Annotated in this window: 10 protein-coding genes; 3 read left to right on the forward strand and 7 right to left on the reverse strand. The window is 38.9% G+C overall.

What is annotated here, in order from left to right; all coding sequences use genetic code 11:
- Positions 1-118: 118 nt before the first annotated feature.
- Together L4D78_RS13220 and L4D78_RS13225 are read right to left on the reverse strand one after the other, a co-directional pair.
- Positions 119-1,312: a diaminopropionate ammonia-lyase gene (locus L4D78_RS13220; protein WP_428467355.1), complete on the reverse strand. Its 1,194-nt coding sequence runs from the start codon at positions 1,310-1,312 to the stop codon at positions 119-121.
- Between the two features lie 253 nt (positions 1,313-1,565).
- Positions 1,566-2,402 (reverse strand): bifunctional allantoicase/(S)-ureidoglycine aminohydrolase, encoded by an 837-nt coding sequence (locus tag L4D78_RS13225; protein WP_428467356.1) that lies wholly within the window; start codon positions 2,400-2,402, stop codon positions 1,566-1,568.
- A gap of 176 nt (positions 2,403-2,578) precedes the next feature.
- Between L4D78_RS13225 and L4D78_RS13230 the strand changes: the two genes are divergently transcribed.
- A complete protein-coding gene (locus tag L4D78_RS13230) occupies positions 2,579-3,445 on the forward strand; it encodes a LysR family transcriptional regulator (protein WP_428467357.1) in 867 nt (288 codons plus the stop codon).
- 70 nt (positions 3,446-3,515) lie between these two features.
- Here the strand turns inward: L4D78_RS13230 and L4D78_RS13235 are convergent, their stop codons facing one another.
- Positions 3,516-4,451 carry a LysR substrate-binding domain-containing protein gene (locus L4D78_RS13235; RefSeq protein WP_428467358.1) on the reverse strand — a complete coding sequence of 312 codons (936 nt, stop codon included), beginning with the start codon at positions 4,449-4,451 and terminating at the stop codon, positions 3,516-3,518.
- Between the two features lie 121 nt (positions 4,452-4,572).
- On the opposite strand from L4D78_RS13235, the gene L4D78_RS13240 reads away from it, so the two are divergent.
- A complete protein-coding gene (locus L4D78_RS13240) occupies positions 4,573-5,754 on the forward strand; it encodes a M20 aminoacylase family protein (RefSeq protein ID WP_428467359.1) in 1,182 nt (393 codons plus the stop codon).
- A gap of 390 nt (positions 5,755-6,144) precedes the next feature.
- On the forward strand, positions 6,145-7,539 hold the full coding sequence (locus L4D78_RS13245; protein WP_428467360.1) for an MATE family efflux transporter: 1,395 nt from the start codon (positions 6,145-6,147) through the stop codon (positions 7,537-7,539).
- A 1,191-nt stretch (positions 7,540-8,730) separates the two neighbouring features.
- On the opposite strand, the gene L4D78_RS13250 is transcribed toward L4D78_RS13245, so the two are convergent.
- The 4 genes from L4D78_RS13250 to L4D78_RS13265 all read right to left on the reverse strand — a co-directional run.
- On the reverse strand, positions 8,731-10,098 hold the full coding sequence (locus tag L4D78_RS13250; protein ID WP_428467361.1) for a TolC family protein: 1,368 nt from the start codon (positions 10,096-10,098) through the stop codon (positions 8,731-8,733).
- The gene (locus L4D78_RS13255) at positions 10,095-12,020 is read right to left on the reverse strand and encodes an ABC transporter permease (protein ID WP_428467362.1); all 1,926 of its coding nucleotides are present in this window, start codon (positions 12,018-12,020) and stop codon (positions 10,095-10,097) included. Before L4D78_RS13255 ends, L4D78_RS13250 begins: the two co-directional genes overlap by 4 nt.
- Positions 12,013-13,131, reverse strand: coding sequence for an efflux RND transporter periplasmic adaptor subunit (locus L4D78_RS13260; RefSeq protein WP_428467363.1), 1,119 nt, complete (start codon positions 13,129-13,131; stop codon positions 12,013-12,015). The genes L4D78_RS13255 and L4D78_RS13260 overlap by 8 nt, the downstream gene beginning before the upstream one ends.
- 26 nt (positions 13,132-13,157) lie before the next feature.
- A partial coding sequence (locus tag L4D78_RS13265; RefSeq protein ID WP_428467364.1) for an ATP-binding cassette domain-containing protein occupies positions 13,158-14,271 on the reverse strand: 1,114 nt, incomplete at its 5' end.

Genomic DNA, 14,271 nt, shown 5'->3' on the forward strand with positions numbered 1-14,271 from the left:
TCATGAATTGATCACCTTAAACTAAGCAACAGAAAAACATTGTTACGCGCCACTTAAGTAAAGGTGAACTCTCCACCTTTACTAAGTAATGCTTTTTGTCATTATCTGAAATAGAGTATCATTTACCGATTAGCTCTTGATATAAAACTGGGTCTGTCGCACCTTCAGTTCCAATCACTAAAACACGGCTTTGGGAATTCAAACCAAGTTGCTGTGAGACCTGCTCTTGTGAACGGCTAATGACTGCAGCAGCCAAGCCAGGAACAGCCGACTCTCCAGCCTCTATCATAGGATCACCTTGAAACCCTTCAGCTAATAGACGCATTGTTTGTGGTATAGCATCTTCGCTCAGGGTCATAAAATCATCTACGCCACTTTCCAAAATTGTCCACGCTAGCGCCGACACTTCACCACAAGCCAAGCCTGCCATTAACGTTTCTAAATCACCATGAACGACAACAGGTTTTCCCGCCTGAGCACTTTGCTGCAAACAATTAGCTTTTTCTGGCTCTACAATCACAAATCGTGGACGGTCTTCGCCCCAAAGCTCCCAAAAGTAACCGCATACTGCAGATGCTAGGCCTCCTACCCCTCCTTGCACAAATACATGAGTTGGAATTTCACCGTCAAGCTGCTCAACAATTTCAGCAATCATTGCGGTATAACCTAACGCGACATCCTTCGGAACGTCCATATACCCTTCATAAGAGGTATCTGAAACAATGACACGATCATAGGCCTTCGCCTCACTATCAGCCATTTTAACTGACTCGTCATAATTACCACTAATACGAATGACGTTAGCGCCGAAAGCCTCCATCGCTTGTTTCCTACCTTCAGAGACATCGCGGTGGATGTAAATAACACAGCCACAACCAAACATTTGCGAACCCCATGCGACAGAACGTCCGTGGTTACCATCGGTGGCGCAACTCACCACAATTTCGGCCACTTCCGCTTGCCACTTCCCTGCCAATAAATCGGTAATTGTGGGCTTTTGTCCGTACCGTTTTTGCATAACCTGCTGCAGTTGTTTTGCCACTGCATAAGCGCCACCTAACGCTTTAAAGCTTTTTAGTCCAAAGCGACTAGACTCATCTTTGTACCATATATGCGCTAAGCCAGAAGCAGTTGCAAGCTGCGTTAATGAATGTAGTGGTGTTACCTTGTATTCAGGCCATAATTTAATATCAGCTATCGCTTGGGCTGCATTTTCTACATTTAAAATGGCTTTCTGCTCATCCGAATAACAATTTTTACGCTGTGCATTTGGGTTTAAATAATGTGTCAACTGGCCTTCTATGAACGACATACCTTCCTCTCTTAACTTCGAATGATGAGCAACCACGTCATTATTTCTCCTGACGTGAATACTTGCTTTGATAGAGTAAGTTTAAGCGAGGTACCTTGCGGGGAAAGTGTGTTATTACACCTTGAATTAAGGCTTTACGCAGCTTATTGGAAGTTTGTACAGAAAAAAATCAATCCGATTGTACTCACGAAGAAAACCGATACCCATGAATCGTGAACAGGTATCGGATTAAACCAGTTACCAAAATAAGATATTAATTCTTCGGGCGGATAAATGGCATGTGGCGATTTACATCTTTATAAAGTAGGTAGCGGAATGGGCCAGGGCCCCCGGCATAACAAGACTGCGGGCAGAAGGCACGTAACCACATAAAATCACCCGCTTCGACTTCAACCCAATCTTGGTTTAAGTGATACACCGCTTTGCCTTGCAAGACATACAAGCCATGCTCCATTACATGAGTTTCATCAAATGGAATAACCGATCCCGGCTGGAAAGTCACGATATTGACATGCATGTCATGACGCATGTCTTCTGGGTTAACGAAGCGTGTCGTCGCCCACCCACCATCGGTATCAGGCATCTCAATGGGATCAAGATCATTCTCATTGGTTACAAATGCTTCTGGCACTGCTAAACCATCTACAAATTGGTAAGCTTTGCGAACCCAGTGAAAACGTACAGGCTGATCGCTGTTGTTATGTACCGTCCAATCACAACCCGGAGGCAAAAAGGCATAGCCTCCCTCTGTCATATGGTGCGGTTCACCCTCAATAGTAATATCCATTTCACCCGCAACAACAAACAGAACGCCCTCTGCTGCAGAGTCTAATYCCGGACGATTAGAGCCACCATTTGGATCTATTTCGACAATGTATTGTGAAAATGTTTCAGAGAATCCACTTAATGGGCGGGCGATTACCCACATGCGCATGTTTTCCCAAAAAGGCAAAAAACTGGTCACAATATCCGTCATTACACGTTTAGGGATAACTGCATAAGCTTCAGTTAATACAGCGCGATCTGACAATAATTGTGTTTGTGGAGGAAGGCCACCTTGCGGTGAATAGTACTGACGTTTCTGGGTCATATCTTGTTGTCCTTCATACAAGAGAGTTGATTCTTTTATTTATTATTAAACACTAATCCTTAGCTACTTAACCGTAACTGGAACCATACACATACCATACACAAAAAATTAACAATTGATAATTTAAATGATTTAATTATTATCAGTGGATATACCACTAGTTAAGCAGGTAAAGCATGCAGCACACGTTAGATCCCGTATTATTGCGCAGTTTAATTGCAGTGGTTGATACCGGTAGCTTTACCCGAGCCGCTGAAAGTACGCACCTAACTCAATCAACCATTAGCCAACAAATCCGCAAACTGGAAGCGCAATTGGGGTGCGAGTTATTAATACGAAATAAGCGCTTCACCACAGTAACGGTGGAAGGTGAACGCTTTGTCGCTTATGCCCGGCGTATTTTGAACATAATGGAAGATGCAATAGCACAAACTGCAATCGTCACTGAACAGCGACCGATTAGACTTGGCGTACCAGAAGACTTTGCGACAAATGAACTAATGCCAACCTTAACTCGTTTTGCAAAAGCCTTCCCAGATGTTCGCCTTGAAGTTAACAGCGGCCTCTGTAGTGACATTTGGACTCAATTTCAAAACAATGATCTAGACCTCGCACTGGTAAAACACCGTATAGGCACCGCACAAGGCCACGCAAATTGGCTCGAACCTCTTTGTTGGATTGATGGGATACAGAGTAATAATCTTAGAAAAACAACCGTACCGCTAGTCGGCTTACCCAGTACAGGATTGTACCGCAGTGAAATGGCCCATACTTTTGATTCACTAGAAAGACACTGGAGGATGTCATATATCACCACCAGCTTATCTGGCGTAGGCTGTGCAGTGGAAGCTGGGCTAGGTATCTCGTTGTTACCAAAGCGGTTAGTCAGTAAGCAGCATTGTATTTTAGGATTGAAAGATGGCTTGCCTGACGTACCCGCCTTAGAGTTGTTACTTCATGTAGGGCAACAAAAGTCGAGTCAAACAAAGTTACTTGCAGAGTATTTAATTGAGGCTTGCGATAAAATTTTTGACCAACTATAGCGACTAATTCGAGTATTGATTAAAAATATTTTGCTGCTATTTCAGATTAAATAGCAGCTTGTTTATGCGCCTAATTGGCAATAATAAGCTGACTCTCACACTGATTAATTTTTTGCTCAACAATGCGCTTTAATTCCAACGCTAATTGCAGTGTTGTCGGATCCATATTCTTTTCTAATGGCAAAATAATCTGTAATTTAAATTCAATCGGCTCCTCAAGGGGCCTGACAACTATATCCAATTGCTGTTGAGCATCCATTGCCGACACGGCATTAAGCACCGAAATACCTGTACCACCAGCTACAAGCCTTACCGCAATATCACTTAATGATACCGTCCAGATTTTTTCAGGCTTTATCTTTATTTCATTCAAACGACTAATGATAACAGCCCTGATACTCTCTTCTGGCTCGCCAACTATTAAGGTCTCACCTTTCAAGTCTTGTAGACTGATCATTGGCTTTTCAGACAAGGGGTGATGCTTTGGCAAAATACACACCCCGGGTATGGAATAAAAATAGCTTCGATAGCGGGCATCCTGCTGTGTTGATGAGGTAATCGCAAAATCAAACCGTTCAGCCGCCATATCCGTCAGTATTTGATCTGAGCGGTAAGAATACAAACTCATTTCCAAATCAGGGTATTGCTCTGCCAGCAAGGTTGCCGCCATTGGTAACGTGCTCGTCGCAAAAGAAGGCATACTGACAATACGCAGTTGCCCGGCAGCAGTGCCTTTGATCTTATCTGCAAATAGCTTTAAATGATTCAAACCGACATATACACGCTCTACTTCGTTATAAAACAACGTACCATGCCGTGTGGGTAACAAACGGTTATTAACCCTTTCAAACAGGTTAAAACCTAACCGCTCTTCCAACTGCTTAATCAAGCGACTCACTGCCGGTTGTGAAATTAGCATTTTTTCAGCAGCCTCAGTGGCACTTCTGGTTTTCATTACCCAAGTGAAAGCTTCAATTTGGCTGTCGGTAAAACCACGATATGCCATAACATTTCCTTATAGCTTTATAATAACAAGTCATTATCCCTCCGAAAGCCACCTATATTAAAGTGAAATCAATTCAAAGGATGCTCACCAACCATAACAAACTATTATACTAGGAAGCGAAATGATAGAAGCAATACAACAGAACAACGAGATCTTTACGCTATGGCGCAGAGACATTCATCAACATCCAGAGCTTGGCTTTGAGGAAAACCGAACTGCGGCCTTCATTGCCAACAAACTAACCGAATGGGGGTTCGATGAGGTTCACACAGGTATTGCTTCAACAGGTGTCGTTGGTGTATTGAACGGCAGTTATGACTCCGAGATCGCTATCGGTCTTAGAGCCGACATGGATGCCTTAGCCATGAATGAGCATAATCAATTTGATCACGCTTCAGTTCATGACGGAAAAATGCACGGCTGTGGACACGATGGGCACACCACAATGTTGCTAGCAACAGCGTGGTATCTCGCCCAAAGGCGTGAATTTTCCGGCACAGTGTATTTTATATTCCAGCCAGCAGAAGAAGGCTTAGGTGGCGCCAAAGTCATGGTCGACGAAGGGCTATTCAAGCGCTTTCCGTGCCAACGGATCTATGGCATGCATAATATGCCAGGTATTCCCCAAGGCGAATTTTGGCTCAAGGAAGGGGCGATTCTGGCAAGCTCTGATCGCTTCGAAATTACGATCACGGGTAAAGGTGGGCATGGGGCAATGCCAGAATCAGCCATAGATCCATCCGTGATCATGAGTCAAATCGTTCTATCGGCCCAGACAATAATCAGCCGTAACACTTCTTCTCTCGACTCAGCCGTTCTTTCGTTCACTGATTTGCACGCAGGTAATGGCACCTTCAATGTCATACCTGCAACGGCTGAGATGAAAGGCTGCCTACGTGCCTTTGATGATCAGGTTCGAACACAGTGTATCGAGCGATTGAAATCCATTGTTGAACACACCGCACTTGCCCATGGCGCCGAAGCCAGCTTTAACGTCAGGCCGGGGAGCTACCCAGCGACGGTTAATCACCCAGAAGCAACAGCTATTGCAACGAAGGTTGCTGAGAAAGTAGTGGGTAAAGGCAACGTCAACCCTAACTGTACGCCGCTATCGGGCAGCGAAGACTTTTCTTTCATGGCACAGCATGTACCCGCCTGTTACTTATTACTTGGTAACGGTGCACATGGCGACAAAGGTGGCGTATGTGTCCATAACCCTAGCTACGACTTTAATGATGAGATTATCCCTGTTGGCGCTTCATTCTTTGTCAAAATAGTTCAGGAAGAGCTGAAAATCGGCTGATTTAAATTCTAGGCGCATTCATACTAGAAGCGACATTCTGCCCTGTTAAGTTGGACGAGTACTACAACCAAACATACTCACAAAGCGTTGGCACAAAGCCGAACGAATAGAATCGACGTTAATTTAACGCTATAAGTAACAAGCGCTATTAGCCCGAGTGCATATTCTCGGGCTACTCAAAGCGTCTCGCGTAGAGTCTTATCTGCTATCCCCTAAGACGTCCTCCTTCACTACCTGTCTTTTTTTGTAATAGATAATAAATAACATCTATTCCGCGTTGAATTGACACTTTAACTTCTATATCCTTGCGCAGCCCTGTGGGCACACCCTATAAATACCAAACTCGCTATCCTGCCTCCATTCTGGTATTCATATAGGTGTTCAAAGAATATGACTTATAACAACACCTCCTTAATTCGTTTACTACTTGAATCGAAAGCACTTTTACGCCTTTCTATTCCTATTATTATTACTCAACTTGCCACACAAGGCATGGGCTTTGTCGATACAACAATGGCAGGGCAAGTGAGCCCTTCTGACTTAGCCGCTATCGCTCTAGGAACAAGCTTATGGGTACCTGCAAATTTATTGTTACGTGGCGTACTCATGGCATTAACGCCCATCACTGCATTTCATCGCGGCTCTGGTGATAAAGATAAAATATCATCTGAATTATTTCAGATGGCTTGGATTGCTTTATTTGGCAGTTTAATACTGATTGTTTATTTGAACTTCGGCGGAGCAATATTGAGCTTCGTGAATGTGTCGGCCGAAGTCATTCCCATCGCTAGCAATTATTTAATTGCACTCGCTTTTGGTGTTCCCGGCATCGCGTTGTTCTATACCTTGAACAGTTTTTGTGAAGGTATGAATAACACCAAGGCACCGATGTTTTTCTCTTTGCTTGGTTTAGCTATCAATATCCCAATTAACTATATTTTGATATATGGCAAATTCGGTATGCCTGCACTGGGTGCTGTTGGTAGTGGCTGGGCAACAAGCATTGTCTATTGGGCGATGTCTATTTTACTGTTTTTATACATTAGAAGGCATCATCACTATAAAAACATTATCGATTACAGCCATTTTGCACCGCATTTCTCGCCTATAGTGAAACTCGTTAAGCTAGGGCTACCAATCGGTATAAACATCGCCGTATGTGGCAGTATCTTTTCGGTCATCGCACTGCTTATTGGGCGTCTAGGTACCACCAATATTGCTTCGGCACAAATTGCCCTCAATATATCAAGCATGACCTATATGATCCCAATGAGCCTATCATTTGGTATTACCGTACGGGTTGGACATGCACTAGGCAAAAATGATGAGCTTACCGCTAAGTTTCGATCGAAAATCGGCATTGCTATTGCGGCCTTGCTCTCGATGATTTCAGCCGCTTTCTTTATATTGTTTCCAGAATGGATCACTCGCTTATACACCACAGATCCAATCATTAGCGCAACAGCGTCTTCACTGCTGTTCTACACCGCTATTTATCAGATAAGTGACGCACTCCAGACTTCATCAAATGGTGCATTAAGAGCGTATAAAGATACAAAAATCCCGATGTTCCTTGCTTGTACAGCCTACTGGGGCATCGCTTTGCCGCTTGGTATTACCTTAGGAATGACGAATTATATTGTTCCTGCAATGGGAGAAACAGGCTTTTGGATTGGCATCATTGCAGGGCTATCACTGTCCGCATTACTAATGCTACTCCGCCTGACCCAAGTGGTAAAACGTAGAGAGAGCCCAGACACTATGTTATGTGCCGCAGCAACTTAGCAGCATAAAAAGGCCACACCCTTGTTGATTTAAGACATTTAAAAAGGAGCATTTAGCTCCTTTTTCTTTGATAAAAACTAACACCAAGAATTAAACATCTTTCGCACCAAAAAACCATTAATGAAAAGGGGAGGATTAAAGATTTATCATGATGCATTTTTAAGTTAATGAGTAAAAACCACACCAAACAGTAATTGAACCGCCGCTTCACATATTACTACCTTCACACTTTGACAAGTTAGATCCCGAATAATCACGTAAAGCGTATTTTATACATGCATGCCTATCATTATTACATTCAATAATACCAATCCTTCACGCACCATAGCCATATAAACAGACTTGAAATTAGCGCTTTTTAGAGCATTTCTATTACTTACATAGAGCTCAGTAACAAACTGCCTCTTTTTCTAAAGAAATGACTAACAATTCATTGACTATGGAACATATCCACACCATGACAACAAAAGATACAACTCTGCCGCCAATAAGTTATTCTTCTTCGGCTTTTGAGCCCCAGCTTGAGAAGATGCTCGCCAGTATTCGACTCAACTTTACGCACTTAGGAGATCGAAAACCCACAATAGGGACTATTGACAATCGTTAGTACTACTGTGGATCTTCTGGCTGCTTAATCAAGCGACTCACTGCCTGTTACTTATTTCTCGGTAACGATGAGCGGGTACAAAAGTAGTATGTACCCATCCCCCCTAGCTACGACTTTAATGACGTAATTACCCCTATTGGCTCTCACTCTCTGCTAATATGCATTCTAAGTGCATTCATACAAAGGGAACGGTGTTCAGGCCTATCAACTTAAACGAGTACTACCGCTCCTATTCCCAAGGAGTTAGTACAAAGCAAAACGCATTAAATATACGCTAATCTGACGTTATAAGTAACAAACGCTATTGGCCCAAAAATAAATTTTCTGACAACTACTTTTTAATCGCGGCTTTATAACATCTCACATGGAGTGTTACCTATCTATTCCCCCCATGAGACGTTCTCCTTCACTAGCTGTCTTTTTTGTAATCGATAATGAATAACATCTATATTCTTTCCAAACCTTGTGGGGCACACCCTGTAAATACCAAACTCGCTATCCTGCCTTATGATGAAAACCTTCGTTACCTATTCATCAACATCAAATCAGGCATCTATAAGCAAAGCTGGATGCTAAAGCGTAATTCACATCAATATAGATACATTCGGACTACAACCATGTGTAGCTGTCGCATTACAAAAAGAGATTATAGAGCTTCGGTAATCACTTAATACATCTAGTTGTGCAATACGCTTATGAAGTAGTGTTTGCTTTGCTTCCATCAATTGAAGTTTTGTAATAGTACCGAAATCAGCCTGTACTTTATAAAGCTCTAGTCTATCAAATTCCAGCTTCAACTCTCGTTCGAACAACTTAATCTTTTTTATAGAATTCTGTACTTCTAGGAAACTAACATTAACCTCATTTAAAGCTACATTCATAGACTCTTCGAACTCAACTATTGAACTATAAAGTTTCTTATCCTGGATCACACGTCTAACTTCAAGTTTATTCCAGTTTAAAAAAGGAAAAGACAAAGAAGCACTTAGTATACCCACCGGGTTCATCAAAATATCACTAAAATAATTTCGGCCTGATGAAGAAGCAAGGTTGACATTTAAATCAGGATAATAATTAATATTTTCAATTTCACTTAGATAAAACTGTTGGTAAACTTTCAACTCGGCTTGTATTATGTCAGGTCTAGAGGCGATAAACTTATAGCCAACAGGTCTAATTAGACTAGGCCAATTAATCAGCTCCATGCTTTTCTTTTTGACAACGGAACTACTCACAAATTTCTCACCAGACAAAAGAGTCAAATCACTAATAGTTTTACTTTTTTGCATTTTAAGAGTGAAAAGTTTCGAATCAATGGCCGCAATCATATTAGTTACTTTTTTTTCCTCTAAAGGAAGCACTACACCATGCTGAATACTAACTTCTATAATTTTCATTCGAGCGATAAGGAATTTTTGTTCTTCAAGGTATAGCTCAATACTATGATTAATGGATAGCAAATCAAAATACAAACTCACGCTTTTAGAAATYGACATAATCTCTAGTGTTCTAGAGTTTTGTCCAATAATTTCAGCGTCATACTCAGAGACTTTAATTCTATTTTTAAATTTACCATATAAATCGAACGCGTAGCTAGAACTGATACTAAATGAGTTACTTTCCATAAATTTCGAATTTTTATCTAACTCTTTAGAAACTGATGAATTTATATCTATGTTACTTGAAACACCGTAACTTAATTCATTTTCAGAAATATTGAGTAAAGCAATTTCGTACGCAACTGTTGAAGACTTTATTTCTCTATTATACTCACGTACCTTATCAATAAGAATATTTAAATCCTCATTTTTAAACCCTTCCCACCATTCATATATAATCATTTCCCTCTCATCATACGGCCTTAATATTTTCATCGTTTGATGAGTAAGATCCGTATCATCAACCGATACACAACCACCAATAATAAAAAATAACAATAACAATAACTTCATCTTTCAAGTGCTTTAAGTGGAGGTAATCGTGAAGCTTTATGAGCAGGTAAATAACCAAAAAGCACACCACATAACATTGACGATACTAATCCTACAATAAGAGAGCTTAGAGAAAATAGTACATTCACATCTGAGATTATATTATCAGTAATTTTGATCAAAACAACTGATAAAACAGTACCTAATATTCCACCAATTAAAGTTAAAAAAAGTGCTTCCACTAAAAACTGCTCAAGAATGTCTGACCTATTACCACCAACAGCTAGCCTAATTCCAATTTCACTGTACCTCTCGGATACTGAGCTAAGCATGACATTCATTATTCCTATCCCTCCTACAGATAGTGAAATAAAACCAATTAATACAATAAACATCGACAACCGATTTGTCGTACTATTCACCATCTCCATATAATCAAAATTTGAAGATACGAATATATTCTGTTCAGGGTAGCGTTTTTTTAAATATCCCTCTAAACTATTAGCACCTAATTTTTTATTAAAATTATCCGATAGTTTCACCTCTAGTCTTGTTATAATAAGTGATTTATCTAATCTAGAAGAAAAAATCGTATAAGGTGTAAAAGCATTGAATGAAGTATCGAAGCCAGAATTTACTTTTTTTGTTACACCAATGACTTTCAGAACAGTATTATTAAAGTAGATAAACTGCCCTAAAGCATTTTTATTTCCGAAAAGGTACTCTTTATAACTATTACTAAGAATAACAACTGGTGAACCATTAATAACATCAACTTCAGAAAAATATCTCCCGCTAAGTAGAGTCATGTTCCCCATATCAAAATAGTCACTTGAGACCCCAAAATATTCAATACTACGTGGGCTAGTTTCATAGTCTGATTCTGACATATATGGAGAAACTAAAGATACGAAAGGTAAGCGCTGTATACTCTCTATATCCTTGTCGGTAAATCCAAAATCACCAGAAGAAATATCTGAGTAAACCTTTAAAGTAGTTGTATTTAAAGATTTTAATTCTTCAATAATAGCATCACTAATACTATTACCAATAGAAACTGTAGCAACTACAGTAGAAATCCCCACAATAATTCCAAACATACTTAARAATAAAYTTAATCTATTAAATGAAAACACACGCCGTGTATTTTTAAGTATGTCACTCAATMTTTGGATTCTAGGCTTTCGTTGATTAACCGTCCATTTTTTTTCTACTAAGATCTCACTCTCACTCTCACTCTCACTCTCACTCTCATAATCGTATCTTAAAGATCTTACACAACCATCTTTTACTTCAATAATTCGATCACACTGTTCTGCTAACTCCATATTATGGGTTACCATTATTATCGTTTTTCCCTCTTTGTTTAATCCTTTCAACATGTTAATAACTTCTTTTGCATTTTGGCTATCTAGAGCCCCAGTAGGCTCATCAGCTAAAATTACATCAGGGTTGTTAATCAACGCGCGTGCTATACTGACACGTTGCTGTTGTCCACCAGACATATGGCTTGGTAAACTTTCTTGTATAGAATTTATACCAAGTTTTTCTAAATAATACCTTGTCTGTAATAATCGTACATCAGGAGATGTGTCGTTATACAAAGCTGGCATTTCAACATTTTGGAATGCTGTTAGGTATGGAATAAGATGATATTTTTGAAAAACAAAACCGAACAATTGATTTCTAATTGTAGATAATGAGCTATATGATTCATTATCCATTTTTTTGCTAGAAAGAATATACTCGCCTGACGATGGAACATCTAAACACCCTATTATGTTCAAGAGTGTTGACTTACCAGAACCAGAATGACCGACAATTGCAACAAACTCTCCTTTAGATATTGATAAGTCAACGGAACTTAAAGCAGTGAATTCTTCATCACCATCCAAAAATAACTTTGAAATATTATTAAGTACAATAAAATCGTTTTTATTCATAACCACTAATAATCACTTTATCATCAACAAGTAAGCCATCCACCACTTCGACATCAATCCCATCACTTACACCAAAAGTAACTTCACGCGATATTATTCGATTATCCTCAGTCAAGACATTAACAATCCCAGATCCTCCATTAATATAATCACCTTCAGTAACGTACTGAATTGGTATTACCGTTGCGTCTTTTTTTATAGTGCTAATAATAGATGCCTTAACACTAATTCCTAGAATTAAACCATTCGTATATTTATGTTCTTTTATAGGAAAGTAAACATTATAATAAGTTGATTTTGTATGATTTATGTTTGGGAGAACATCTATATATTCTATTTTTGAACGGTATACCTTTGATCGATTTCCTAAAAAATAGTATTCGACATCCATTCCCTTTATAATTTTTGGAAAATCTATTTCAGATACGAGTAACTTTACCAATAAGTTATTTGTATCAGCTATTTTCAAAATTGGACTCACATTCTGAGTTGATACAAGTGTCTGCCCTTTTTCTTTCATGATAGACACTACTGTACCTTCAATTGCAGAATGTAACTTTGTGTATTCTAACTGAGCTTTTTTTGTACTTACTCCAACCTTTGCCACATCGCGCTCATATTTACTGGTAACAAGTGCGTGTCTAGCTCTTATAACTTCAATTGTTTTTTCATCTACCATTACTTGAGTAGCGGCTTCTTTTATATACATTCCGTGTACACGCTCATATTCCTGTATAACGTATTGCAACAATTGATCCATCAGATCGACATTTGAATTCAAACGTGACAATTCATTTTCAGCATTTTTCAATTCGTTCATCGCTAGAGTCGGATCAATTTCTATGAGTAGCTCTCCTAACGATACCTCATCACCGATTGATACATGAATCTCTTGAATTACACCAGATACCTGAGCACCTACCTCAACCATACGACCCGATTCGATAATCCCCTTCGAGTCAATTGATTGAACCATGGTCGCTATGCGAGGTTTGATATATTCGATATTAGTTCCACTTTCATCTGGCAAAGCGTTTTTATTTAAAAACGCCTTACCTATATATAACGAAAAAAATACAAACGCTATTAGTACAAACTTCATAGCTGTCATATGAAACCTCGTAACAAACTGACTTTTCAAAATAATTCAACATGTGTATCAAAATCATTAATTAAAGAACAATCATGAATCGTACATATAATGGTCTTATTCAATTGTTGAATTTTTTTAAGTAAAGCTTTCGAGGTTGACGAGTCAAGGTTACTAAAAGGTTCATCAAGTAATAAAACCGGCTTATTTGAAATCAAACTGCGACATAACAAAATACGCTGCTTTTCACCAGCAGAGAAAGGATGCATACTATCATCGACAAGTGAGTAAATACCATGGGGTTGTTCATCAATGAAACTCGTTAATCCCAGATGTTCGATTAAACTTAGAACCTTACGTTCATCAACCTCAGGGTTCTTCATTATAATATTGTCAAAAATACTACCAGTAAAAAAATGTTGTTCGGATGAGTGGAAATAACACAGCCCATTCAATTGGGTTAAATCCATTTTTCGTTGGTCAACATATATATCACCAAATGCCGGTTCTGAATAAAAACCAGAAAGTGTTTTCAACAAGCTACTTTTACCTATACCACTTTTGCCTATAATTGCTATCGAGTGCATTTTCTTAATTGTAAAGTTTGGGAACTGGATAATATGGTATCCGCTATTATTTCTATACTTTACACCCAATTTATTAACTGCTATTTCATTTTTGAAATTGGCATTCAATGGAATAATTGTATCAGTATTAAATTTTAAAAAATCTTCCGCACGTTGAGAAGCTGAATCTAACTCACCAAAGCTTATTAATATATCTAAAATCTCAGTAACAGCATCGTTCACAAATTGGCGTATAAATAAGAAAACAAAGACCATATTAATAGCAATTTCTTTATCACTCAATAATAATAACGCAACATAATATACAACCACCAATTCGAGCAGTGTAATAACTTGGCTAATAGAAGAGTAAAAAAACATTTTCGTAGTTTCAAATCTATTAAAACTTGCGATATCTTTCAATTTCCCCTCAAAACCACGAATAAAATTATCTTTTTCACCAGAGGTTTTTATGCTAAGGGCAGTTAAGTAAGACTCTAAAAGATACTTATCTGATTTTTCAGATAATTCCATGCCCATTGKTTGAAATATTTTATTCTTATGTCTAATATATATAGATACCGTTGTTCTTAAT

The sequence above is a fragment of the Photobacterium minamisatsumaniensis genome, from assembly GCF_050336695.1.
Lineage (GTDB): Bacteria > Pseudomonadota > Gammaproteobacteria > Enterobacterales > Vibrionaceae > Photobacterium > Photobacterium minamisatsumaniensis.

Coding starts and splice junctions, on each gene's coding strand:
- L4D78_RS13240 (WP_428467359.1), top strand. CDS start 4,573: ATGATAGAAGCAATACAACAGAACAACGAGATCTTTACGCTATGGCGC.
- L4D78_RS13245 (WP_428467360.1), top strand. CDS start 6,145: ATGACTTATAACAACACCTCCTTAATTCGTTTACTACTTGAATCGAAA.
- L4D78_RS13260 (WP_428467363.1), bottom strand. CDS start 13,131: ATGACAGCTATGAAGTTTGTACTAATAGCGTTTGTATTTTTTTCGTTA.
- L4D78_RS13220 (WP_428467355.1), bottom strand. CDS start 1,312: ATGTCGTTCATAGAAGGCCAGTTGACACATTATTTAAACCCAAATGCA.
- L4D78_RS13230 (WP_428467357.1), top strand. CDS start 2,579: ATGCAGCACACGTTAGATCCCGTATTATTGCGCAGTTTAATTGCAGTG.
- L4D78_RS13235 (WP_428467358.1), bottom strand. CDS start 4,451: ATGGCATATCGTGGTTTTACCGACAGCCAAATTGAAGCTTTCACTTGG.